This is a genomic window from Terrabacter lapilli (assembly GCF_039531305.1).
GTDB lineage: Bacteria > Actinomycetota > Actinomycetes > Actinomycetales > Dermatophilaceae > Terrabacter > Terrabacter lapilli.
This window is the reverse complement of the sequence record NZ_BAAAPU010000007.1, coordinates 126,438-149,147: the sequence shown is the minus strand read 5'-3', so window position 1 is coordinate 149,147 and position 22,710 is coordinate 126,438. Positions and strand designations below refer to the sequence as shown.

Genomic DNA, 22,710 nt, shown 5'->3' with positions numbered 1-22,710 from the left:
CCGCGCGGACACCGCTCCCGACGCGGTGGGGAGCGCCCTAGTCCCGGCGGAGACTGGCCGCCACGGCGAGCTCGTCGACGAGGTCGTTCATCTCGTGGCCCGAGTGGCCCTTGACCCACTGGAAGGCGACGTCGCCGCGCTCCTTGACTGTCATGACGAGCGGCTCCCACAGGTCGCGGTTCGCCACCGGCTTCTTCGCCGAGGTGGTCCAGCCGCGCTTGAGCCAGCCGTCCCACCACTGGTCGCGGAAGCAGTTCACGACATACGTCGAGTCGCTCACCACCACCAGCGGGCCGGGAAGCGCGGTGACCGCCTCCAGCGCCGCGCGGATCTCCATCCGCTGGTTGGTGCTCGGTCGTTCCGAGCCGGACGCGAAGCGGTCCCGGTCGATCGCCCAGGCCCAGCCGCCGGGGCCGGGGTTTCCCGAGCACGCGCCGTCGGTGTAGACGAACGTCGCACCGTCGGGGGCGATCATCGCCGGCTTCGGTGTCGTGGCCTTGCCCCTGCCCCTGCCCTTGCCCCTGGCCTGGCTCGGCGGCGCGCCGGACGCCGCCGGTTGCGCCGCGCCCAGGCCCGGGAGCGCGAGCTCGCTCCCGCAGTCGGCGTGCACCCACCCGGTGTCGGTGCCGCCGGCGCCGACGATCTCGTCCCCTGCCCGGATCGGCGACTGACAGCGCATGCAGCGTCCCGGAAACTTGGCCAGCACGGTTCTCCTCGGAGCTCGGTCGACGTCAGCCACGTGGGCGGTCGTCTGGGCGGTCCGCCCGGCCGGGCGGCGGATCCGAGGGTAGTCGGACCCGAGGTGGCCGTATCCCGGCCCACGACGACTCCACGGAGGTACGGTCGGCGCGGCACTCCGTTTCAGGCCTTGGAGGACTCGTGTCGAACAAGGTGGCCGGGTCGATGGTCGCCGCGGCGCTCCTGGTGCTCGGCGGCTGCGGCGTGGGGCAGCCCGCGGCGCCTGAGCCCTCCGCGCCCGACACCTTCGCCACGGTGCAGCCGGCGAACGTGACCAAGCTGCTGGTGTTCGTCGTCGAGAACCACTCGCTGGACCAGATGCGTGAGGCGATGCCGTACACGGCGGCACTGGGGAAGCAGTTCGCTGTCGCGACGAGCTACCAGGCAGTGACGCACCCCTCGCTGCCCAACTACCTGGCGATGACCGGCGGCAGCACGTTCGGCATCACCGACGACGACCCGCCCTCCAGCCACACGACCGACCAGCCGTCGGTGTTCGGGCAGGCGCTGTCGCTGGGCAAGACGGCGAAGCTGTATGCCGAGGGGATGCCCGGCAACTGCGCGACGGAGAACTCCGGGCAGTATGCCGTCAAGCACAACCCGTGGGCCTACCACCTCACCGAGCGCTCCTCCTGCGAGAAGTACGACGTCCCGATCACCGAGCTGGGCAAGGACGTGGCCGACGGGCGGCTGCCCAACGCCGGCATGGTGGTCCCGGACCTGTGCAACGACGCCCACGACTGCGATCTCGCGGTCGCCGACGGCTGGCTCCGCACCCAGATCGGGATGGTGATGGCCGGTCCGGACTGGAGGGCCGGGCATCTCGCCATCGTGGTCACCGCCGACGAGGACGACCACCACCAGGACAACCTCGTCCTGACCGCCGTGGCCCACCCGTCCATGCACGGCGCCGTCGTCACGACGCCGCTGACCCACTACTCGCTCGCGCGCCTCTACAGCGAGGTCCTCGGGGCGGAGCCGCTCGGTGAGGCCCGCTCTGCTCCCTCGATGGCCACGGCATTCGGACTGGAGCTCTCCGGCCGCTGAGCGCGGGGACCTCGACCCGTCCCTTGTCTGCCCTTCGGGAGTGTGGTTCCGTGGCGATACCGTCCCCGCCGCCCGGCGAGGCGCCACGAAGAGGTGGTAGCGATGGGCTCGACGTACGACTACGTGATCGTGGGGGCGGGGTCGGCCGGCGCCGTGGTCGCCGCCCGATTGACCGAGGACCCGGACGTCCGCGTGTGCCTGCTCGAGGCCGGCGGCCCGCCGCCGCCCGCGGAGCTGGTGCCGGCCGCGGTCGCGAGCCTGCAGAACGACCCGGTGACCGACTGGATGTTCAACGGCGATCCGGGTGGGGTCGGGAAGGGCCTGGTCGGCGGCCGGATGATGGTGCCCCGCGGCAAGATGCTCGGCGGCTCCTCGGGACTCAACTACATGGCATACGTCCGCGGGCACCCCGGCGACTTCGATTCCTGGGCGGCCGGGGGCGCCGAGGGCTGGTCCTATGACGAGGTCCTGCCCTACTTCCTCAAGGCCGAGGGCTTCGTGGACAGCCCCGAGCTGCACCCCGACCGCGACAGGCACGGCTACGACGGCCCGGTCGGGGTGTCCGTGCGCCAGCCGGTCCTGCGCGCCTCGAACCAGTTCGTCGAGGCGGCCGGCGCGGCGGGCCTCAAGCAGGGTGACTACAACGGTCGCGACCGTCTCGACCCCGACGGGGTGGCCTCGCTCTTCCAGACGACGACGAAGGACGGCCGGCGCAGCTCGACCTTCCACGCGTACCTCGAACCTGCGATGGACCGGCCGAACCTGACCGTCATCACCGGCGCGCTCGTCGAGCGGGTCCTGCTCGAGGCGGACGGCGAGGCGGTCCGGGCCACCGGGGTCGCCTACCGCACCGAGAACGGCACCCGCGAGGAGGTGACCGCGGGCACCGAGGTGGTGCTCTGCGCGGGCGCCATCGGGTCGCCGCACCTGCTGCTGCTCTCCGGGGTCGGCGCTCGCGACGAGCTCGAGGCTGTCGGGGTCGTATGCGTCGTCGACCTCCCGGACGTCGGGCGTCACCTCAAGGACCACCTCCACACACCCCTGATGTTCGCCGCCGACGGCATCGGCGAGACGATGACCGAGGTCGCCCTGTCCCTGGGGCCGGATGCGCTGCGGGCCCCGGCCGGGCCGCTCCCGGCCGACCCGGCCGAGGACGCCGACCTCCCGGAGGCGCTTGCCGCCGCCAAGGCCGAGGCCGAGCGCCGCATCGGCGAGTGGTTCACCACCGGCCGGGGACTCGCGTCGTCCTCCCTCTACGACGCCGTCGCGTTCTTCTCGACCGGGCTGGGCGACGAGCACACCCACGACGCCCAGATCGGCTTCCTCGCCACCGGCTACTCGCCGCCGATCTGGGAGAGCGTCTTCCGGCTCCCGCCAGCGGCGTTCTTCGAGGACCCGGAGACGTTCCTCGACCCGACCCGCGGTCAGGTGGTCGTGCTGCCCAACCCCGTGCAGCCGCACTCCGAGGGTTCGGTGACGCTGGCCAGCGCGGACCCGGCCGTCCCTCCGCGGATCGACCTGAACTACTTCGACGACCCGCACGACGTGTCGGTCATGGTCGCCGTGATGCGCAAGGCCCTCGAGATCGCGAAGGCGTGGCCCGGCGGTGGCCTGGGTGATCCCGTCATCCCGCCGCACCTGGCGCAGGCCCACGGCCACGAGGCCGGCTCCGAACCGAGCGACGCGCTGCTGGAGGACCTGGCCCGCCACTACGCGCTGACCGTCTACCACGAGACGTCGACCTGCCGGATCGGTGACGTCGTCGACCCGCGGCTGCGGGTGCACGGCATACAGGCCCTTCGTGTGGCTGATGCGAGCGTGATGCCGAACGTCGTCAGCGGTAACACCAACGCCGCGGCCATCATGATCGGCGAGAAGGCCGCCGAGATGATCGCCTCGGACCACGGGGTCCGGCTCCACGAGATGGTGGGCTGAGGGCTCGGCAGGCGGGCGTACACGTCGTTCCCGGGTGAAGTCGGGCGTGCCCAGCTGGGCGCCGCGCTGTGAAAACGGCCGAGCCGTGATGCGGGTGTTCGCCCGAACGTAGCCTGAAGGAGATCCGCACTCCGTGGACCACTTCAACGACTGAAGGACACCGGATGCCCAGGCTGATCGCCACCCACGAAGTCGACGACGTCGCTCATTGGAGTGCCTCCCCGAAACGTGAGGAGGTCTTCGGGTCCGTCGCGACCGACATCCACACCTTCGTCGACCCGAACCGCCCCAACCAGGTCGGGCTCAGCATGGAGGTGGCCGACATGGCTGCCTTCCAGGCGGTGATGGAGAGCGAGGCCGGCGCGGAAGCCATGCGCTACGACGGCGTGCACCCCGACACCATCGTCGTCTACGTCGAGACCTGAGCGTCAGGGGTCGAGCGTCACGGGAAGGCGTTCGTAGCCGCGCAGGATGCGGGTGCTCCGGCGTACGGCGCCGTTCTCCACCCGTGGCTCGGGGTAGCGCTCGAACAGTGTCCGCAGCCCGACCTCGCCCTCCATCCGGGCCAGCGCCGCCCCGAGGCAGAAGTGCCGACCGGCGGAGAAGGAGAGATGGTCGCGGGCGTTGTGCCGCGTCACGTCGAACGTGTCCGGCTCCGGGAAGACCCGGGGATCGCGGTTCGCGCCGGCCAGCAGCGCCACCATCACGGCTCCGCGCCGCATCGGGACGCCGGCGACCTCGGTGTCGGCCATCGCCACGCGTCCGGTGAGGAGCACCGGCGGGTCGACCCGCAAGACCTCCTCGACAGCGTTGGGCCAGAGGTCGTCGTGCTCGGTGAGCAGCCTGCGCTGCTCGGGGTTGCTCGCGAGCAGCGCGACGCCGTTACCGAGCAGGTTGACGGTGGTCTCGAAGCCGGCCGCAAGCACCAGCCCGGCGGTGGACCTCAGCTCGACGTCGGTGAGGCCGACGCCGTCCTCCTGGGCGGCGACGAGCTGACTGAGCAGGTCGTCGCCCGGCTGTCGACGCAGGTCCTCGAGGTGCTGCCCCAGCCACTGATCGAACTCGCGCAGCGCGGACTCGACGTGCCGGAACGTCGTCCACGAGAGCCCGAGGTCGAGGCTGGGCGCGGCCGCGGCCCCCAACCTGAGCACCTTGTCGCGGTCACGCTCCGGGACACCGAGGATCTCCGCGATCACGGTGACCGGCAGGAGGCTGCAGTACGTCGCCATGAGGTCGACCGGGCTTCTCGCGTCGATCTGGTCGAGGAGCTCGGTGGCGATCTGCTGGGTGCGGCCGCGCAGCTTCTCGACGGCCCGCGCGCTGAAGACCCGCGACACGAGCTTGCGGTAGCGGGTGTGGTCCGGCGGCTCGGTCACCAGCAAGGAGGGTGGGGTGAGGGGTCCGAGCGGCGCGTCCTGCATGGCCCACACCTGCAGCCGAGCAAGGGAGCTTCCCCTGTCCACCGGAACGCGCCGGGCGCCGGCATCCGGGTTGGACAGCACGGCTCGCGCCGCGGCATGGTCCGCGGTCACCCAGGCGAACCTGCCCCGGTAGAACGGGGCGTGTGCACGCAGCTCGTCCAGGACCGGCTCGATCGCTGCCTGGTCGGGTGAGTGGGTGGCCAGGAACATGCGGCCGTGGAGGTCACCCTCGTTGGCCGCCCGCTTGAGCGCGGTGCGGGGCAGGGCGTGACCCAGCGACCAGCGCAGGGCTGCGCGGGCCTGCGGCGTAGGGGTGAGCTGAGTCAGGCCGGCCTCCTGGTTCACGGCTGTCCTCCCATCTTGCCTCGCGTGGGGTGTGGCGCGGCGACCGCCGGGAACATCTCGACTGTCCGCACGCCCGCTGACCCAGCTGACTGCGTCGCCGCCGCGCGGGTGACCGGCAGGGGAGGGTCCAACGGCCCTATGGGGTTCCGCCGGGACGACGGAGCATCGAAGCATGCTGATCGCCGAGGATCTCTTGCTGCTGCTCACCGATGACGACACGGGGAAGCTGGCTGCCTCCAGCACCCTGGTCGACATCGCGCTCGGCGGAGCCCTGCTCATGGAGCTGACGCTCATGCAACGTGTCGACGTCGCCGGCCCGGACGAGCACGTGCCCGCGGGCCGCCTCGTCGTCCGAGACGCCGGCGCCACCGGAGACGAGGTGCTCGACCACGCCCTGACGACAGTCAGGAGCAGGGAGGGCAGGAAGCCCCAGAGCGTCGTGACCGCACTGGGCAAGGGCACGCGCGGCCGGCTCTACGAGCGTCTTGCAGCGGGTGGCGTCCTTCGCGCGGAGGAGGGCAGGATCCTCGGCGTCGTCCCGACTCATCACTGGCCCACGCAGGACGCCACTCACGAAGCGGTGGTGCGCGCCGCGCTCTACTCGGCACTGCGACATGGCGAGACCACGGATGCTCGGACCGGCGCCCTCACCGCGCTGCTGTCGGCGTTGGACGTCGTCCACGAGGTGGTGGATCCGAGGGCGATCGGGCTCTCGAAGCGGGAGCTGACCTCGAGCGCGAGCCGGATCGCGGAGGGGGACTGGGCCGCTGCCGCGGTCCGCTCCGCCGTCGACAGCATGATGGCCGCCATCATCGCCGCGAGCGTTTCGGCCGTCGTCGTCGGCGGAGGCCCCGGCTCCTAGGCTGGTCACGGCGTCGCTGCGGGAAGGTCCGCAGTCGTCCGTGGGCTCCAGGCGTCGGGAGCGTGGTTCTGACGGCTTTCGACGGACTCACCATCGCGCGGCGGCGGTGGCACGAGTACGAGCTGACTGGGATGCATGAAAGGGGCCGAGATGGCTGAGCTGGTGGTCGACTTCATCACGTCGCTCGACGGTTACGCGTCCGCCGAGGGCTGGCCCGGATGGTGGGGCCTGCAGGGCCCTGAGTACCTCGCCTGGCTGGATGAGAACCCGGAGAGGGACTACGCCATCCTGATGGGAGCCAACACGTACCGACTCATGTACGCCTTCACGAAGGACCGTGAGCCGGGGACGGATGTGCTCACCGGCATGACCAAGGTCGTCTTCTCCAGCACGCTGACCGAGCCGCTCGAGTGGAAGAACTCGACCCTGGTGGCCGGCGACGCGGTCGAGTCCGTGCGGAAGATGAGGCAGGACGGCGACCGGTCGATGCGCACCATCGGGAGCCTGGCGCTGTCGCGATCCCTGCTCACGGCCGGACTCGTCGACCGGTTCAGGGTCGTCATCTTCCCCGTCATCACCGGGGCCACGGGGCGGGAGCGCATCTACGACGGGTATCCGGACGTTGCGCTCGACATGGTGGACAGCCGGACGTTCGACGGTCGGATCCAGCTGGTCGAGTACGTGCCGAAGGTGCTGGACGCCCCACCCATCACTCCCTGAGGGCCGCGTCCAGCCTTGGCCGGCTTCGCTTCGGGAGGGCACGCGGCGACACGCAAGCTGCAGCGGGGCTAGTGACCGCTGAGCTCGGCGACCACCGGGGCCAACAGCTCTGCGGACCCTGCCCCGATCACGAAGTAGGAGTAGCCGATCTCCTCGCGCCGCCGGTGGATCTCTTCGGCAGCAGCCGCTGGGTCCTTGGGCAGGACCGCCAGCGAGTCGGCTTCGCGCAGTGCGGTGGGGTCGGTCTCTCGCGCGGATGCCATGAAGGGTGCGACGGTGTCGCCTACGACCGGCACGTGCAGCGCCAGCTCGATGTCACGCTCGGCGAGGAGGTCGGTGGCCATGGCGGCGACCGCGGCACGACTGTCGCTCGCCAGCGCCGCGATGGTGACGGTGTCGGCGGCCTCCAGTGCCAGCGCTCGCGCTTTCGGCCCGCGGACGGCCATGACGACCGGCGTGTGGACGTCTGGGCCGTCCAGATTCCGCAAGGTCGCCAAGGTCTGACGCACCTGGGTCAGTCGCTCGCCCGGTGACGCGACCGGCATACCGAGCTGTCGGAGTTCGTCCTCGATCCCGGGGCGTCCGGTACCGATGCCCATCTCGAAGCGGCCCTCGGTGAGCACGGTCATAGAGTGCGCCTCCCAGGCGGTGCTCCAGGCGGGGCGCAGGGGTGAGGCGTAGACCCAGGTGCCGACACGGAGACCTGTCTGGGCAGCTGCGACCGCCAGTGCCGGGGCCGGGGCGGGCTGCCACTGCGGCACATCGGGCATCAGGAGGGTGGAATAGCCGCTGTCGGCGATACGGCCCACGAAGTTGCGCCACGTCGGCACGTCGGTGAGCAGCGGGGCGACGACCCCGAATCGGAAAGGTCTGCTCATCCTGGGACTCCGTTCACCCGTAGGACGTCGGCACCGTCCGACGTTCCGCCTCTCAGGCATACAACGAACGGCGTGAGCCGGGATCGACGATGCCGTGTCGCGGACCGGGACGGGCTCTTTGCGGTTCCTTGGGAGGAGCGAGACGCGCAGCCGCTGCCGGCCCGGGTCGGGGCGGTATGCCGTGGGTCCAGCCCGTGGGTCGGCGTGCTATGCGTTGGTGTCCCAGGCGACCTCGAAGAGGTGCCCGTCGGGATCGGTGAAGTAGCCGGAGTACACGCCGAAGGGTCGCAGGTGGGCCGGGGCGGGCAGGGTCCCGCCTGCCCGGCGGGCCTGGTCGAGCATCGCGTCGACCTCTTCCCGAGATGTCGCCGGGATGCCGAGACTGAACTCCGTCGAGCTGGGGTGGCCGAGAGGCAGGCTGGCGTCCTTGGCCAGGTTCGCACGTTCGTAGAGGCCGAGCTTCTGGCCACCCTCGAGGGTGATGAAGGCGATGGTCCCGTCGGCGCCGGTGACCTCGTCGTGGAACTCGCCGCCCACCACGCCCTCGGTCGGCCAGCCCAACCCGTCTCGGTAGAAGCCGAGGGCGCGGTCGAGGTCCTCGACAGCCAGCGTGATGAAGAAGATCTGTGCTCGCATGCGGGGCTCCTGTCACCACGGTCGAGTGACTGACGACCGGGTCGTCGATGGGGCGAGAGGAAGAAGACCAGTCTGCCTCGCGTCGCCGGCACCGCCAGCTGTGCCGCGTGTTGGGAGACTGGTCGCCATGACGGAACCTGATCGTGACCGGGACGCCGCAGGCCGCGCCCGCCAGGCAAGGCCTCGCGACGCCTTGGGCCGTCCGCTGCCCTATGGGGCTGAGGGTGTCGAGCCGGTGTCGGAGGAGCCCCTCCCTCCGGACGAGACCCTCGAGGCAGCCCGGCAGCTCGTGAGGGCCGGACGGCCGTTCTCTGCCCACGAGGTGCTGGAGGCGCGGTGGAAGGCCGGGCCGGCCGAGGAGAGGGATCTGTGGCAGGGGCTGGCGCAGGTGTGTGTTGCCATGACCCACGCCGCCCGCGGGAACCAGGTCGGAGCCGATCGACTCTTCGACCGCGCCGCGGAACGGCTGGCCGCTTTTGCCCGGAGCGGAGGTTGGGCCTACGGGCTCGACGTGGACGCCCTCGTGGAGCAGGCGCGACATCACGTCGGGAGGCTGTGAGCCTCGGCCCGGCTCGCGGCGGATGGAAGCGTGTGGCCCGGGGTGCGGCTCAGGTGTCGGCCTCGATGGCGAAGGTGTTGCCGTCAGGATCCTGGATCCAGGCGATGCGACCGCCACCGGCGCGCGGGGTGATCCCTCTGGCGTCGTGGTCGTACGCGTCGTAGCGGACGAGCTCGACGCCGGCCGCGGCGAGCTCGTCAACCACCTGGTCTATATCATCGACGTACCAGGTGGCCAAGGTGGCCCGTGACTGCCCAGCCGTCGCGGACTGGTAGACGTTGAGGGCGGGGCCACCGCCGGATCCGTAGACGCGGCTGCCGTCCGGGATGGCGGCGCTGGGGCCGGACGTCAGCGGTTCCAGGCCCAGTCGGCCTTCGTAGAACGCGATGGCCCGCCCTATGTGGGACACCGCGACTGACGCTCTGACGGGGAAGTCGCTCAACGGCATTGTTCGCAGATCCTCTACTGGTCGGGCTGGTGGTCGGCGTGGTCCTCGACCGTGAGCACGATCAGCGGACTGTGCTCCAACATCTCCGGTATGTCGGTACGACGCCAGCGCCTGGCGGCGGCCTCGATGTACGGTCGTCGCTCGTCCGGGTCGGTCACCACTCGCGCCGTCGCGTTCACGTCGACGACCGCTGACTGCTTCAGGTGGATCACGACGTGCGGGTCGGCCTCTATGTTGCGGATCCAGTCACGCGTTCGGTCGCTCCGAGGCATGCCCGTGATGAACAGCTGCCCATCGTCGTAGTGCAGGAAGATCTCGATGCGTCGAGGCTGGCCGCTCCGACGGCCGGTCGTCGTGAGGTCGATGATCTGGCTGTGGTGCAACGCTGCTGGGATGGATTCACTCACAGGACGAGCATGATCCATGAAGCGACCCTCTTGCCCGGATCAAGCCGTACTCGACCGAGCGCCGGGACGTGACGCGGCGCTGCCGACGTCTTAGGCGGAGGATGGCGTGGTGAAGCTCAAACTCGACCTGCACGACATCTACAACCGCGGGGACGAGATCGAGCGAGCCCTCAAGGCCATCATCGACGAGGCCGTCGAGAAGAAGGCGCCCTTGGTGGAGATCATCCCGGGGAAGGGCTCCGGTCAGCTCAAGAAGCGGGTGCTGCGCTTCCTGGACCGCAAGGACATCAAGGCCTTCTATCACCGGGTCGAGAAGGACTCCGACAACTTCGGTCGCGTCTTCGTCCACTTCAGGTGGAAGTAGCCACGACGTCGCGGGCTAGCCTGAGATCGATGATGCGGCTCGACGGTAGCCGGGTCCCTCCTCGCGATTGCCTATGCCACCGTCGGCTTCTCTTCCCGGCGTAGCGCTCGCGGGGCACGGAATTCAGCACATCTGGGATGTGCCGGGCCAGGCTCTGTTACGTTCCGATGATGGTCGACGTCGGTGATGTGATTGAGAACCCGGTCACCGGGGAGCGCATCACGTTCGTGCGGACGAGCGAACAGACCGGCGGCGCGCTCGCCGAGCTGGACCTCGAGCTGAGCCCCACAGCGTTCTTGGCGGCCGAGCACATCCATCGCTCCCAAGAGGAGAAGTTCCAGGTCCTCGACGGCCGCATCCTGCTGCGATGTCGAGGCGAGGAGTCGGTGCGGGGTCCCGGTGAGACCGTCGTCGTGCCTGCTGGCAACCCGCACGCGTGGGCTCCGCACGGTGGCGCCGCCGCCAGGGTGCGCATCACTTTCACACCAGGCGACGGCATCGAGCAGTTCTTCGATGAGTTCTTCCGTCTCGCCCGCGAAGGACGCGTGAACTCCAAGGGCATGCCCTCGCTCCCGGTCACGGCCCGACTCGGTCTCGCTCACGACATGTACTTGGCGGGGCCGCCCGTGCCCCTGCAACGGGCTGCCTTCCGGGTGCTGGCCACCACAGACAGACTGCTGCACCGCTCTGGTTCGTAGGGCCTGCTCGCGGCGGGCCGATGCTTTCCGGGGCCGTGCGGTCTGGTGGCAGTCCCAGGTGAAGCCAGACCCGACCGACGGCGCTGTCCGCGCCGACAGGGTTCGGTTGGATGCGCCTTGCCCGAATGTCGCTGACCTGGCGGATCGCGGCGGACATGCCAGAGTCAATCCACCGGGTCCTATCGCGTTTTGCAGCTCGGCACGTTGGGGGTATGCGTGTACGGGACCACAACAAGGGGGACCTCGCCCTTACGGCACTGACCCTGACCGTCGCCGCGGCGGCCGCTGCCAACGAAGCAGCCCGCTGGGCGGCCCGTCGTCACCGTCGACGCCCCCACTCCGCGCAGGTGCAGCGCCCCACGTCGAAGTAGTCGCCTCGGCCGCAAGAGCCGATGGGCTCGGATCGAAGCTCGCTTCCAGCGGCCGAAAGCCTCCGGCACCGGCCGCCCAACTACGTCCGTACGCAGGTGGGTGTGGCGTACCAGCCCGTCAGCGGCGCTGTGACGCCGCAGACGGCCTGACGCCAGAGCCACGTGCTCCTACGCTTGGTGACATGGGTGAGAAGGGCCAGGACGTGAAGCGCCGAGGCGGCCAGCCGAACGGTGGCCAGCCGGTGTACGGGCTGGGGATGATCGGCGCCTGGGTCTACTACTGGAGGACAGCGGACACGAACGGTGACCGCGCGATCGGCATCCTCAAGGGCTTCGCGTGGCCGGCCTTCCTTGTCTACGAGGCCTTTTCGGCCGTCGGTCGCGCGAAGCGGCCCGACTAGACCGAGCCCCCGCTCCTTGGTCCCATGCGCTCTCGATGCGGGCAGCACGGTAAGCAGCGTCTGTCCTCAGTGAGGTCGTTGCCTGCGAAGTCAGTCGGCTAGGGCGAAGTCAACGGCGGCTCGAGCGTGAAGCGCCGTCGAGGCGAAGACCGGAATGGGTGAGTCCTGCGGACTGACAAGGAGCTCGATCTCGGTGCATCCCAAGATGACGCCTTGCGCTCCCGCCTGCGCGAGGCGTTCGATGATCTTTCGGTATTGAGCTCGCGAATCATCCTTGACGACCCCGAGCACCAACTCGTTGTAGATCACCTCGTCGACGATCCTTCGCTCACCGGCGTCGGGCACCAGGGTCTCGACCTCGCGAAGCATCATTCGCTCCCGATAGAACGGCTCTTCCATGGTGAAGCGGGTTCCGAGCAGGGCCACTCGTTCCAGACCCGACGTGCGGATGGCGTCGGCAGTGACATCCACCAGGTGCAGGAGCGGCACCTCGACCGCACTCTCGATGTCGGATGCCACCTTGTGCATGGTGTTGGTGCACAGGACCAGGCACTCTGCTCCAGCGGCGACCAGCCCGCGCGCCTCCTGTGCCAGGACGTCGCCGGCGCGGGCCCAGTCGCCGGCGGATTGCATCTCTTCGATGGCTGCGAAGTCGAGTGAAGCCATCACGCACGCGGCCGAATGCAGACCACCGAGACGAGCACGAACGCCCTCGTTGATCAACTGGTAATAGAGAGCGGAGCTCTCCCAGCTCATGCCGCCAAGCAGCCCGATCTTCCGCATGGTGCGACGCTACCGAAGGGGAATGCCCAGGAAGCGAAGGTCCCGGGGAGGCGATGCACCCCGCGCGACTCGCGGCTGGAATGGACGTCGACGACGATGAAGCGACACCTCGAAGGGATCAGTGATGACGGCGCGACCAACGCTCTTCCTGACCGTAGGACTGCCAGGCACGGGGAAGACCACAGAGGCGCGGCGGATAGAGATGGAGAAGAACGCTCTTCGCCTCACGAAGGACGAGTGGATGAAGGCCCTGTACGGGCTCGCGAACCCACCGTCGGCCTCGGACGTGGTCGAAGGACGTCTCATCGAGATCGGGCTGCGCGCTCTCCAGCTCGGCATCAACGTCGTGATTGATTTCGGCCTTTGGGGCCGAGACGAGCGCTCCGCTCTACGAGCGGCCGCAACCGACCGTGGTGCGGCGGTGGAGATGCGCTATTTCGAACTCACGCCCGCCGAGCAACGGCAACGACTTGACCGGCGCCATGCCAACGAGCCCCACACCACGTGGCCCATGTCCGACGAGGAACTCGCCAGGTGGGCTGCCATCATCAGCATCCCGACACCAGGGGAACTGGACGGTAGTGAACCTGTCGACGACCCACCCGCAGGATTCGCCACCTGGGATGAGTGGCGCAGGCATCGATGGACTCCGGCGATCCCCTGACGTCAGACGCCCGACCCTGCGCCTCATCGGCACCTCCGGTATCCCCATGTGTCCGCCACGCGGCGATGTGACGCTGCCAAATCCTGTCAGAGCTCAGGCGCGGACGGCATCGCGACAGCTCGGTCTGGGGTCCTGACGTTGCCTCAATGGTCGCTGGAGCCAAACACGGTCCCGGGCAAAGCCCCTCCGGTTTCACAGGGTGGCGAGTAACGTCGCCAACAGCACCATCAAGGTCCAGGGCAGATGTCCGGACAGGAGACGTGACGTGGCGAATCGGGAAGACGCAATCCTGCTCGTGCAGCTCGCACAGTGGGGCTCCACGATGGGCATCGAGGAAGCGCAGCACGCAGTGTGGAGCGACACCTTCGACCCCGAAACGGCCTCCGCCGAGGACGTTCTCGTATCTCGAATCCTGACCTGGGGCGAGACCGTTGGCACGCTCACCAAGAACGGACTCCTGGACACCGACCTGGTCCTGGACTGGCTCTGGGTCTCAGGGCTATGGACCCGGGTGGGCCCAGCCGCCGTGAAGCTGCGCGAGAAGCACGGCGTCCCTGAGCTCTACGAGAACTTCGAGGCTCTGGCTACGCGGCAGGGCTGAACGGATAGCCTCCGGAAAGCGAGTCGAGGGGGCCAGGCCCCCAGAGGGTGACGCATCCGCCAAGCCGAACCTGTGCGTGCTCATGCGCCCACGGTGGCAAGGTCTGTGTGTACGGTGTCAACACCCATCGACACCCGGGGCGGCTTCACCGGCCCGTCCGTTACCCCACAGTCCCGGCTACGCCAAGGAGCCCCGCGATGAAGCTGCTTCTCACCTCAGGCGGCGTGAGGAACGCAACCATCCGCGATGCGCTCGTCGGCATGTTGGGAAAGCCGATCTCCGAGTCTTCCGCGCTCTGCATCCCGACCGCGCAATGGGGGCATGCCATGTGCGGGCCGCGGTCGGTGCGCAGCTTCGTCAGTGGCGAGGGCCCAGGAGACGCCATGACCTCCCTGGGGTGGAAGTCCGTGGGCGTGCTCGAGCTCACCGCCCTGCCCACCATCGACACGGAGAGATGGGTCGACTGGATCCGGGAGGCCGACGTTCTGCTCGTTGACGGCGGCGATGCCACGTACTTGTGTCACTGGCTGCGGCAATCCGGCCTGGTCGACCACCTGTCCTCCCTGACCGAGACGACCTGGGTCGGAGTGAGCGCCGGGAGCATGGTCATGGCACCGCGAATCGGCTCGGACTTCGTCAGCTGGCCGGCGGCCAGTGACGATCGGACCTTGGGGTTCGTCGAGTTCGCGATCTTCCCTCACCTGAACGCCTTCCCGACGAACACCCTTGCGGACGCGGAGCGGTGGGCCGCTGACATCGGCGGCCCGGCCTATGCCATCGACGAGCAGACCGCCATCAAGGTCATCGGCGACTCTGTCGAGGTGGTTTCCGAAGGCGAGTGGCACACGTTCGGGCTGTAGCTCTGAGACAGCTCCCAGCGACCACCCCGCGATCGATCGACGTGGCGGTCACGCGCGCAGGTCGTGTCGGTGGCAGGTCTCCATCTGCCGCGCGGAGGACGTTTGTCCGACCATGCGGCATACAGCGCCGCCACTTCTTGCCGGGCTGAGGCCCCGCATGAGATCGGAGCTTCACCTCGCCTTGGCAGCGGTTGGACGGGATACCGTGGACGAGAGCAGCGAACCCCACCGAGGGATCCTCTGAACTGAGGGGGTGGCGGCATGACGACATCAGAGGTCGCAGGCGACTCGGTCGAGCGCGCCCCCGTCTCCTCTGCTCTGGCACCCGCCCTCGGACGCCTCGTGGAGGCGGCAGTGCAGGCCGCGGCTGCCAAGCTCTCGCACAAGGTCGATCGTTGGATTCGCAGGATCGAGGAGTACACGGCCTCCGAGGGAGCGGCCGGGAGAGCCGCCCTCGAGGGCCTGAAGGCTCACCTGCTGGGCAAGAACCCTGTGTGGGCGGCGATGAAGGGCGCGTGGGCGGGAGCCAGTGTCCCGCTCAGGGTGGTCGCGGTGCTGGTCCTGCTGCTGACCCTGCTGCTGGCCCCGGTGGTGGTGGTGCTGCTGCTCCTCGGGCTCCTTGTCGCCGCGATTGTTGCCGCCATCAGAGCTGCCACTCGGTGACTGCCGTGGGTGGTGACCCGCGCTGGGGCATGCCCCCGCGTGGGTCACCCCTTCCCGTTGAGTGATTGGATCGGCCGCCGTCTCGCGTGGAATGCGCGGCCCGCCGCCGAAGGCCCCCGACCACCAAGGACAGCGGCAGCGCGCCGCCCGAGAGGTGGCGTTGGCGGCGCCTCCCACTCCCGCGCCAAGCGGCGCCGTCCCCGTGACGCCGTCGGATGCTGCCGCCTGTTGGAAGGCTGGCCGTATGACGGGACCTCATCGTGACCGGGACACCGCAGGCCCACGCAGCGCTCGCCAGGCGAGGCCTCGCGACGCTTCGGGCCGTCCGTTGCCCTATGGAGCCGAGGGGGTCCAGCCGGTGTCCGAGAAGCTCCTGCCGCCCCAAGAGACCCTTGAAGCCGGGGTCGAGATGGATGCCGACCTGGAGCAAGCGCGTCGTCACGTCGGAAAGCTGTAAGCGCTAGCCCGGATCGCGGTGGAGGGGGCTACATCGACGCGCGCATGGAGGCGGACCTAGCGTGTTGGGATGATGTTCAGCCGAGACCTTCGCGAGCGCGTTGCCGGCGGCGAGGTCACGGTCTCGATCAGGCTCTGGAGCAGGCCGCAGGTCAAGGAGGGAGGCCGCTACCGGACTGCCGGCGTCGTCATCGAGATCGACTCCATCGAGGTGCTGCCTTTCTCGGCCGTGACCGACGACGACGTTGCCGCATCAGGCGAGGCCGATCGCGAGTCTCTTCGGGACCGCGCGGCCCACGCCGGGCCGATCGGCGACAACACCCTTGTCCACCGAGTCGAGTTCCACGTCGTGTAGCTACAGGCGGCGGTGTGACGCGGGCCCGTGCTCGTGCCCGCACCTCAACGAGGCGGGTCACGTCGGGACATCGCGTACAGCAGGCGGGCCGAGCCCGCCAGGGCCGCCAACATGCCGGTGAGCAGCACCCACGTCAGCGGCCGCTCGGGGTGCAGCTCGGCCCGGCCGCGCAGCAGCGCCAGGAGCATCGCGGCGACCATGACGGTCTCGGCCTCGACGAGCACTCGAACCCGGATCCAGCGAGCGTCGGTGAAGGCGACGAGCCCAGCGCAGCCGAGGCAGAAGACGGCGCCGATGACGCGCGCGGTCAGTGGCGTCAGCGACCAGGGCCAGATCCGGGACATCGTCTGGGGGAGGCTCCAGAGCAGCACACCGAGCAGCACCGAGGCCGCGCCGCCATACCCGATGACGCCGCGCGTCATCGGCTCCACGCGTCGCTCGTCGTCGCGGGCGGGTGCCGCGACGCGGGCGTTGACGACCCAGACGAGGGCGACGAGGGGTGGGGCGAGGAAGTAGAGCCCGGCCCAGACCCAGAACGCGGGATGTGCGTGGGTGAAGCGGTCCCAGTGCACGACGGTCGCGACACCCAGCAGCGCTGCGAAGACCGTCACGGCGGGCAGCCCCGCGGACACCAGCGCCCAGCGCGGCACTCGGGCGGTGCGGACGAAGAACCAGATGCCGCCGAGATAGGCCGAGGCGAGCACCATTGCCGTGATGGGCGGGGAGACGGGCCAGGCGAAGAGCCGGCCGGTGTCGGCCGGGAAGCCGTAGAGCAGCACGACTCCGGCCGCGAGGAAGGGAGTGATGCCCCAGGCGAGGACTCGCGTCGGGCGGAGCACCCGGTCGTCGCGTTCCGGCCGGGCACGGGTGGGAAGTGCCGCCGCGGTCACGACCGACGGTCCCCGACCCATGCAACTGTGTCGAGCAGGGAGCTGCAGCTGGCAACGAGCGCGCGCCGCTCGGCGGCCAGGAGCGGGTCGGCCCGGTCGCACCCGCCCGAGACCCACCGGTCGGACAGGTCCCACTCGTGGCAGTAGTAGGCGGCCCAGGCGTCGGTCTCGTGGTGCCCTAGGGCGACCGGGTCGAACGACCGCGGGCCATGAGCGGACGCGTCATACATGAGGTCTCCTCGCCCGAGGGACGCGAGGTGGAGCGTCTACGGAACCCGCTGACGCTCCGCGCTGCTGGCTCCAGAATAGGGGCGGTTACTCGTCCCGGTGAGGGAGTTCTGGACATGAGCGGATCCGGGGACAGGCGCACCGTCGCCGACGTCGTGGCTGCCATGGACGAACGGCTTGAACGTCTCGGACGGCTCGGGTCGCTCACCGGCGCGGACCGTTCGGCGCAGCGTGACTTCCTCGCCACCTACCGACGCACGACGCTCGCGGTGGGGCGCGCCGTCGAGGATGCGAGGTTCGAGGACCCGGGGTGGGCGGAACGGTGGGATGTGGTCTTCGCCGATCTCTACCTCGAGGCGCTCGACGCCGACCTCGCCGGGGCCGGGGCGGTGTCCCGCCCTTGGCGCCTCGCGTTCGGCGTGGCTGCGGGCCTGCCTGCCCTGCGCAACGTCCTCGTCGGCGTCAACGCCCACATCAACTACGACCTGCCGCAGGCCCTGCTCGCCGTCATCGACGACGCCGATTTCGAAGACCCTCACCTGCTGGCCCGCCGCCGGAGGGACCACGAGCGCATCGACGCCGTGCTCGCCGCTCGCGTTGCTGCCGAGGACTCCGAGCTCGCCACGAGGTCCGGACGGACGCTGCTCGACCGCGTCCTGCTGCCGGCCAACCGGGCGGCGTCGCGACGGTTCCTGGCCGAGGCGCGCCGGAAGGTGTGGCATAACACCGCCGAGCTGCAGCGTGCGCGGCTCGCCGGTACCGAGGGCGTACGTTGCGCGGCTCGCCGAGCTCGAGGTGCTCAGCGCCGCCCGGGTTGCCGACCTGCTTGTCCCCGGACAGGTCCTGCTGCGTCTCGCCGTCGCAGGGTTCGGCGTCACGTTGCCGCCAGCGGCCTGAGCACCGGCGACAAGGGGCCCAACGTCAGAGGCCTGCCGAGGTGCCCAGCACTTACAGCGGTACCCGCCGGTCCGGAGATCGGCGGGTACCGTCGTGCTGGGTGTGTCAGGGCGATGATGGCGCTTGCAGCGGGGTGAGCTCGGCGGTGCTCACGGTGTTTCCGCCGTCGGACGTCGACAGAGCGATCAGGCGCAGCCAGCGCGCATGGGTCGGCGCGAAGTCGACCTCTTGTTCGGTCTGGTCGCCGTTGAAGGTTCCGGTCGCTGCAAGGCGCCAGCGGCCGGGGCTGGAGGCGACCTCAATGCGATAGCCCGCAATGCGCCCGGCCGTGGTTCCATCCTGCGGGGGCTCGTAGCGCAGCCCTGCTAGACGGGTCGGAACGCCGAGGTCGAGGGTCATCCCTTGAGGGAGTGCCCCTGTTGTACTGACTTTGGTGTAGGGGTTGTTGTCGAGCATGGCGCGCGCCTCACCAGCTGCGGCGCCGTCCAGCGACGTAACCGAGATTGCGGACTTGGAGAGGCCGGTGAGTTGGGAGGGTGGAGGGTCGCCAATCGCGTCGGCCCGGCCGAAGAACTGCCACACCGATGAAGAGCGTGGGCCGCCCCAGGTGCGTTCTGCGAGAATTTGGAGCGGGCGACGGGCGAAGAAGTCCAGCCACTGCGGGGACTGCGTCTCGGCCTTGTCGGACCAGCGGCTGACTCTGTAGCCCAGCACGCCGGCCGGGTGTTCGAACGGGTAGTTCTCGTAGACGTTCTGAAGGTCGACGTAGCCGTAGTCGCCGGGCTTCTGCCCGAAACCCGCGCTGACGTACAGCGTCTGCTCGGGCGTCCCGACGACGCGGTAACCCTGCGCCGCCAATCCGCTCGGGTCGTTGTTGACCCACGAGTCAATGATGATGTCCTTGTTCGGCTGGATGCTGGTCTTCTGGTTGTTGAAGTCCCACCACTCCCACATCTCGGTCGTCTTGCCGTAGGACCGGACCTGCTCGTCGAGCGAGTTGAAGAAGTCGGTGAACACGTCACCGGTGTAGGTGAAGCCGCGCTGATGCTGGTAGGCCACGAGTTCCGGGCAGGCCGCCTGGTCGGCGTCATACGGATATTCGTCCCCGCCGATGTGGAACACCTTGCTGTCGAAGATCGGGATCACCGCGGCGAGCAGGTCATGAACGAAGGCGCGGGTATGCGGAGTGGTGATGTTCATGACCCAGCCCCCGTATTGCGCCCCTGGCCAGTGGCTGTAGTCCAGCGAGTGACAGCTGAACCGCAGAGTCGGGTCCCAGTGCGTGAAAGCGGTGGCGTGTGAGGGCAGGTCGACCTCGGGGATGATCGTGACGTGGTACCGGTTGGCGTAGGCCTGCAGGTCCTTTAGCTGCGCCGGGGTGTAAGACTCGGCAGCGGCCAGCCCGGGGAACTGTGGCAGGTCGATGCGGAAGCCCTCCCAGTCGCTCAGGTGCAGGTGGAAGGTGTTGAGTTTCTCCCACGCCATCGTGCGGATTTGCGAGCGCAGGTAGGAGATCGGGTAGTACTTCCGCCCGACGTCAAGCATCTGAGCGCGCTCACCGAAATTCGGCCAGTCGCTCGCTGAGCCGTGCGGTACCCGCGTTCGGTGTGGGTCGGCTTTGAGGATCTGTTCGACGGTCTGGGTGCCGTAGAAGACGCCGGTATCGGTGGGCGCGCTGATTTTCAGCTCCTGGCCGGAGTCGACCCGGTAGCCCTCAGCACCCAGGCTGGTGTCGGGGTCCAGCGTGAGCACGATGTCCCCCGCGTGAGCTCTCCCCCTCAGCACTCGAAGTCGGTGTCCGGTCTCGAGCTCCAAGTCGTCGCGGAGGGTCGTGGCCGTGGCTTGCAACGCGTTCGACTCGACGACGATGCGGGACTTGGGTGTCAGCTCGAAGCTGCCGGGCCGGCCCGTCCACTGGCGCAGGCTTGGGAGGACGGCCGGCGCCGCGGCCCGTGGGGAAGCGGCGCTCGGTGCGGTGCGATTCGCTTCTTGAGCGACCACCGGCGCGGCCACGAGCGAGAGGCCCAGGCCCGCGGCGGCCGTTGCGGCGAGCGCCCGTGTCAGCGCGCTCACTGGTGGCCCCGCTGAGTCATCGCCTGCATCAGGCGCGGCGACGAGCCGGTCCCGAGCCGCACGAACATGGGGGTCTGGGCGAGGCTGGCCTGGTAATCGGCGAGCGTGACACCCCGCGCCCCGGCGTGCACGACCCGATGGCGCAGCACGTCGTACCAACTGCCGGCCGGCAGGTGGATGTTGCGGCTCGTGCCGGTCGTGAGTATTGGCGCCGCGAGCAGGGCGTCGCCGAGCAGCCACTCGTCGTCCACCGTGTAGGAAGCGTGGTCGTTCGGGAAGTCGAAGAACAGCGGCTTCATGATGGGCTCCCCGGTGCGGACGGCGCGGTTCACCTGTGTGTCGATGTACGGGGCCAGCGTCTGGTGGAGGCGTACGGCGTCGGCGTACAGCTGCGCGGTCTGGGCGTCGTAGGTCTGGCTGCCGCTGGCGTTGCTCACGCCCAGTGGTGAAGTGGAGGAGTACATGAGTGGCATGAGGGAGGCTGCCTGCGCCCACCGGACCAGCACGTCCTTGGTTGCCGGTGGCTGCCCGAGCGAGCCGCCGATCATGTCGGTCTCGACGAACGGGTAGCCGATCGTGCTGATCGCCATGGCTTGGGCGACGCCGGCTTGGAGGGAGTTCCATCCGGTGCCCTTGTCGACCTCGCGTATGACGAAGCCGTACTTCTGTGAACCGGTCCACGAGAGGCGTACGCCCGCGCCCTGCTGGTCGAACAGGCCGGTGACCTGGGCGCCGAGTTTGATGTAGTCGAGGGCGCTGTAGCCGGGGTAGGTGGCGCAGGACTCGTCGAAGAAGCGGGTGTCGAACTTGAAGCCGTCGACGCCGTAGGTGCTCTGCAGGTTCTTCAGCTGCGCGATGTACCAGGCCTTGGCTGCCGGGTTGCCCAGGTCGACGATGCCGGCTGTGCCGTTCCACCAGGTGACGCTGCACGGCTTGGTCGGGTCCGTCTTGGACTTCAGCAGGTAGCCGTGGTCGGCAGCGTAGGCGTAGTTCTTGGCGTCGTTGTTGATCCACAACGTCACCCAGAGGCCGAAGTCGTAGCCCATGGAGTGGATTTGCTGGGAGAGGCCCTTGGGGTCCGGGAATTTGGTGTTGAAGTCGAAGTCGCCGTAGCGGGTCGACCAGCCATCGTCGATCTGGATCGCGTGCAGCGGGATCCCGGCGCTGTGCAGGCCCTTGGCGTAGTCCATTACCGACTGCTGGGAGACGGCCGTGTAGTTCTGGGCCCATGTGTTGAACAGCGGTGTCCGGAACTCAGCCGGGGTGGCGTCGCTCTTGGTGGGTGTACCGGTGATCCCGATGTAGTCGCGGTACACGTCCCGGGCATTGCGCTCGACGAACACCGTGTCGTCCATCGAGTTCGCGTCCTTGATCGCGTAGCCGAAGACGCCGTGCTGTTCGGAGTTCATGGAGACGTCCATGACGTTATGGGTGTCGACCCACAGCCCGGTGCCCCGCTCGGTGAACCAGAACGGGTCGGTCATGAGGTACTCGGCGGGGGCCATCGCGTCGTCGTGGACAGTGCCGGAGTCGAGCGGCCACGGCTGGCGGGTGTAGGGGCCGCCGTCGGGCGTCTGCGCCTCCCCTTGGCCGTACCAGTGGCCGGCGGAGGCCAGGTCGTAGCGGGCGGCCACTTGGGTGGCGGCGCTCGTTCCTGTGACGGACCAGGTGACGCGGTACCGGTCGGCTGAGGGGGTGATCCGGTAGTTCACCGTGTCGCCCGGCACAGTTGTGGCCAGCGTCAGGTCGAGGACTCCGTCATGCCAGCGCGCATCGGTGACGTTCGTGGCCGATCCCGGGCCTGCTGCGGTCGTGAAACCTACTGCGGCACTGGCAGTCTGCAGCACGGTGTGCCCGTCGCGCACCGTCGTGATGCGCAACGGTGCACGTTGGATGTCCAACCGGTAGCCGGGTGCGCCGCTGGATGCAGGAACTCGGAGACGGAGTTCGTCCTTCGACGCCGCAAATTGCGGTGATGCGGATCGCGCGGGCGCGGCCGTTGCGGTACTGGCCGCGGACAGCGCGGGAGCGAGGCACAGGGCCGCCACCCCAACAGCGGTCACGACCCAGGTGCGAGGCGTCGCCCAAGATTGCGGGGTCCTTCCGGGGGTGCGATTTCTTGTCATGGAACGTTCCTTGGGGAGGCGCGCCACGCGCGCGACGGGTGGGAGAGCTGGTCGCGGAGCGAGGGCGACGTCGCGGCCAAGGACGCGTCGAAAAACGACATTTCGGATGGAACGGTGCTGCGACATTAGGCAGCCGCTTACTCCACGGTCAAGGCTTTGACTGCACATTTCTGCTTGATGTCGACCTCAAGCGCGCATGATCACGCAAATTAGTGACATGCCTGCCTCTTGGGAGGCTGGTCGTATGACTGGGCCCGATCGTGACCGGGACGCCGAAGGCCGCG

The 22,710-nt window shown here is 68.9% G+C and carries 26 protein-coding genes; 15 read left to right on the top strand and 11 right to left on the bottom strand.

Translation table 11 applies throughout. The annotated features are described in order from the left end of the window. Positions 1 to 37: 37 nt before the first annotated feature. Positions 38 to 679 carry a ribonuclease H family protein gene (locus tag ABD241_RS08575; RefSeq protein ID WP_344060591.1) on the bottom strand — a complete coding sequence of 214 codons (642 nt, stop codon included), beginning with the start codon at positions 677 to 679 and terminating at the stop codon, positions 38 to 40. A 200-nt stretch (positions 680 to 879) separates the two neighbouring features. Between ABD241_RS08575 and ABD241_RS08570 the strand changes: the two genes are divergently transcribed. The 3 genes from ABD241_RS08570 to ABD241_RS08560 all read left to right on the top strand — a co-directional run bounded on the left by ABD241_RS08570 (position 880) and on the right by ABD241_RS08560 (position 4,145). Then, entirely contained in the window at positions 880 to 1,785 is a 906-nt protein-coding gene (locus ABD241_RS08570; protein WP_344060588.1) for an alkaline phosphatase family protein, read from the top strand. Between the two features lie 102 nt (positions 1,786 to 1,887). Continuing rightward, positions 1,888 to 3,720, top strand: coding sequence for a GMC family oxidoreductase (locus ABD241_RS08565; RefSeq protein WP_344060586.1), 1,833 nt, complete (start codon positions 1,888 to 1,890; stop codon positions 3,718 to 3,720). Positions 3,721 to 3,884: 164 nt separating this feature from the next. Further along, positions 3,885 to 4,145 carry a hypothetical protein gene (locus ABD241_RS08560; protein WP_344060584.1) on the top strand — a complete coding sequence of 87 codons (261 nt, stop codon included), beginning with the start codon at positions 3,885 to 3,887 and terminating at the stop codon, positions 4,143 to 4,145. Between the two features lie 3 nt (positions 4,146 to 4,148). Here the strand turns inward: ABD241_RS08560 and ABD241_RS08555 are convergent, their stop codons facing one another. Continuing rightward, positions 4,149 to 5,486, bottom strand: coding sequence for a cytochrome P450 (locus ABD241_RS08555; protein WP_344060581.1), 1,338 nt, complete (start codon positions 5,484 to 5,486; stop codon positions 4,149 to 4,151). 172 nt (positions 5,487 to 5,658) lie between these two features. On the opposite strand from ABD241_RS08555, the gene ABD241_RS08550 reads away from it, so the two are divergent. Together ABD241_RS08550 and ABD241_RS08545 are read left to right on the top strand one after the other, a co-directional pair. After that, positions 5,659 to 6,348, top strand: a complete 690-nt coding sequence (locus ABD241_RS08550; RefSeq protein WP_344060578.1) for a GOLPH3/VPS74 family protein — start codon at positions 5,659 to 5,661, stop codon at positions 6,346 to 6,348. A 150-nt stretch (positions 6,349 to 6,498) separates the two neighbouring features. Continuing rightward, positions 6,499 to 7,068 carry a dihydrofolate reductase family protein gene (locus tag ABD241_RS08545; RefSeq protein ID WP_344060575.1) on the top strand — a complete coding sequence of 190 codons (570 nt, stop codon included), beginning with the start codon at positions 6,499 to 6,501 and terminating at the stop codon, positions 7,066 to 7,068. A gap of 68 nt (positions 7,069 to 7,136) precedes the next feature. On the opposite strand, the gene ABD241_RS08540 is transcribed toward ABD241_RS08545, so the two are convergent. Together ABD241_RS08540 and ABD241_RS08535 are read right to left on the bottom strand one after the other, a co-directional pair. After that, complete coding sequence (locus ABD241_RS08540) at positions 7,137 to 7,946, bottom strand: LLM class flavin-dependent oxidoreductase (RefSeq protein WP_344060572.1); 810 nt, start codon at positions 7,944 to 7,946, stop codon at positions 7,137 to 7,139. A 207-nt stretch (positions 7,947 to 8,153) separates the two neighbouring features. Beyond that, positions 8,154 to 8,582, bottom strand: a complete 429-nt coding sequence (locus ABD241_RS08535; RefSeq protein ID WP_344060569.1) for a VOC family protein — start codon at positions 8,580 to 8,582, stop codon at positions 8,154 to 8,156. Between the two features lie 235 nt (positions 8,583 to 8,817). Here ABD241_RS08535 and ABD241_RS08530 point away from each other — a divergent pair, with 235 nt between their 5' ends. Beyond that, positions 8,818 to 9,141: a DUF309 domain-containing protein gene (locus ABD241_RS08530; protein WP_344060566.1), complete on the top strand. Its 324-nt coding sequence runs from the start codon at positions 8,818 to 8,820 to the stop codon at positions 9,139 to 9,141. Positions 9,142 to 9,190: 49 nt separating this feature from the next. Here ABD241_RS08530 and ABD241_RS08525 read toward each other — a convergent pair whose 3' ends face one another. Together ABD241_RS08525 and ABD241_RS08520 are read right to left on the bottom strand one after the other, a co-directional pair. Further along, on the bottom strand, positions 9,191 to 9,550 hold the full coding sequence (locus tag ABD241_RS08525) for a VOC family protein (RefSeq protein ID WP_344060563.1): 360 nt from the start codon (positions 9,548 to 9,550) through the stop codon (positions 9,191 to 9,193). A 53-nt stretch (positions 9,551 to 9,603) separates the two neighbouring features. Next, positions 9,604 to 9,996 carry a nitroreductase family deazaflavin-dependent oxidoreductase gene (locus tag ABD241_RS08520; RefSeq protein WP_344060560.1) on the bottom strand — a complete coding sequence of 131 codons (393 nt, stop codon included), beginning with the start codon at positions 9,994 to 9,996 and terminating at the stop codon, positions 9,604 to 9,606. Positions 9,997 to 10,105: 109 nt separating this feature from the next. On the opposite strand from ABD241_RS08520, the gene ABD241_RS08515 reads away from it, so the two are divergent. The 3 genes from ABD241_RS08515 (at position 10,106) to ABD241_RS08505 (ending at position 11,830) form a co-directional block, all read left to right on the top strand. Beyond that, positions 10,106 to 10,360 (top strand): Smr/MutS family protein, encoded by a 255-nt coding sequence (locus ABD241_RS08515; RefSeq protein WP_344060557.1) that lies wholly within the window; start codon positions 10,106 to 10,108, stop codon positions 10,358 to 10,360. Positions 10,361 to 10,527: 167 nt separating this feature from the next. Then, a complete protein-coding gene (locus ABD241_RS08510; RefSeq protein WP_344060554.1) occupies positions 10,528 to 11,058 on the top strand; it encodes a cupin domain-containing protein in 531 nt (176 codons plus the stop codon). 553 nt (positions 11,059 to 11,611) lie between these two features. Continuing rightward, a complete protein-coding gene (locus tag ABD241_RS08505; RefSeq protein WP_344060551.1) occupies positions 11,612 to 11,830 on the top strand; it encodes a hypothetical protein in 219 nt (72 codons plus the stop codon). Positions 11,831 to 11,920: 90 nt separating this feature from the next. Here ABD241_RS08505 and ABD241_RS08500 read toward each other — a convergent pair whose 3' ends face one another. Then, positions 11,921 to 12,613 (bottom strand): aspartate/glutamate racemase family protein, encoded by a 693-nt coding sequence (locus ABD241_RS08500; protein WP_344060548.1) that lies wholly within the window; start codon positions 12,611 to 12,613, stop codon positions 11,921 to 11,923. A gap of 124 nt (positions 12,614 to 12,737) precedes the next feature. On the opposite strand from ABD241_RS08500, the gene ABD241_RS08495 reads away from it, so the two are divergent. From ABD241_RS08495 to ABD241_RS08475, 5 genes are all read left to right on the top strand, one after another. Then, positions 12,738 to 13,277, top strand: a complete 540-nt coding sequence (locus tag ABD241_RS08495) for a P-loop nucleotide/nucleoside kinase family protein (RefSeq protein ID WP_344060545.1) — start codon at positions 12,738 to 12,740, stop codon at positions 13,275 to 13,277. 199 nt (positions 13,278 to 13,476) lie between these two features. Further along, a complete protein-coding gene (locus ABD241_RS08490; RefSeq protein ID WP_344060542.1) occupies positions 13,477 to 13,878 on the top strand; it encodes a DUF4760 domain-containing protein in 402 nt (133 codons plus the stop codon). Between the two features lie 197 nt (positions 13,879 to 14,075). After that, positions 14,076 to 14,738, top strand: coding sequence for a Type 1 glutamine amidotransferase-like domain-containing protein (locus ABD241_RS08485; RefSeq protein WP_344060539.1), 663 nt, complete (start codon positions 14,076 to 14,078; stop codon positions 14,736 to 14,738). 261 nt (positions 14,739 to 14,999) lie between these two features. Further along, complete coding sequence (locus tag ABD241_RS08480; protein WP_344060536.1) at positions 15,000 to 15,401, top strand: hypothetical protein; 402 nt, start codon at positions 15,000 to 15,002, stop codon at positions 15,399 to 15,401. 526 nt (positions 15,402 to 15,927) lie between these two features. Further along, entirely contained in the window at positions 15,928 to 16,212 is a 285-nt protein-coding gene (locus ABD241_RS08475; protein ID WP_344060533.1) for an ASCH domain-containing protein, read from the top strand. A gap of 44 nt (positions 16,213 to 16,256) precedes the next feature. Here the strand turns inward: ABD241_RS08475 and ABD241_RS08470 are convergent, their stop codons facing one another. Next, a complete protein-coding gene (locus ABD241_RS08470; RefSeq protein ID WP_344060530.1) occupies positions 16,257 to 17,123 on the bottom strand; it encodes a hypothetical protein in 867 nt (288 codons plus the stop codon). Next, a complete protein-coding gene (locus tag ABD241_RS08465; RefSeq protein ID WP_344060527.1) occupies positions 17,099 to 17,332 on the bottom strand; it encodes a hypothetical protein in 234 nt (77 codons plus the stop codon). Before ABD241_RS08465 ends, ABD241_RS08470 begins: the two co-directional genes overlap by 25 nt. A 114-nt stretch (positions 17,333 to 17,446) precedes the next feature. Between ABD241_RS08465 and ABD241_RS08460 the strand changes: the two genes are divergently transcribed. Continuing rightward, the gene (locus tag ABD241_RS08460; protein ID WP_344060524.1) at positions 17,447 to 18,364 is read left to right on the top strand and encodes a DUF5995 family protein; all 918 of its coding nucleotides are present in this window, start codon (positions 17,447 to 17,449) and stop codon (positions 18,362 to 18,364) included. Here the strand turns inward: ABD241_RS08460 and ABD241_RS08455 are convergent. Both ABD241_RS08455 and ABD241_RS08450 read right to left on the bottom strand, forming a co-directional pair. After that, positions 18,333 to 20,300 carry a family 20 glycosylhydrolase gene (locus ABD241_RS08455; RefSeq protein ID WP_344060522.1) on the bottom strand — a complete coding sequence of 656 codons (1,968 nt, stop codon included), beginning with the start codon at positions 20,298 to 20,300 and terminating at the stop codon, positions 18,333 to 18,335. The genes ABD241_RS08460 and ABD241_RS08455 overlap by 32 nt on opposite strands. Then, complete coding sequence (locus ABD241_RS08450) at positions 20,297 to 22,180, bottom strand: glycoside hydrolase family 31 protein (RefSeq protein WP_344060519.1); 1,884 nt, start codon at positions 22,178 to 22,180, stop codon at positions 20,297 to 20,299. The genes ABD241_RS08455 and ABD241_RS08450 overlap by 4 nt, the downstream gene beginning before the upstream one ends. Positions 22,181 to 22,710: the final 530 nt, after the last annotated feature.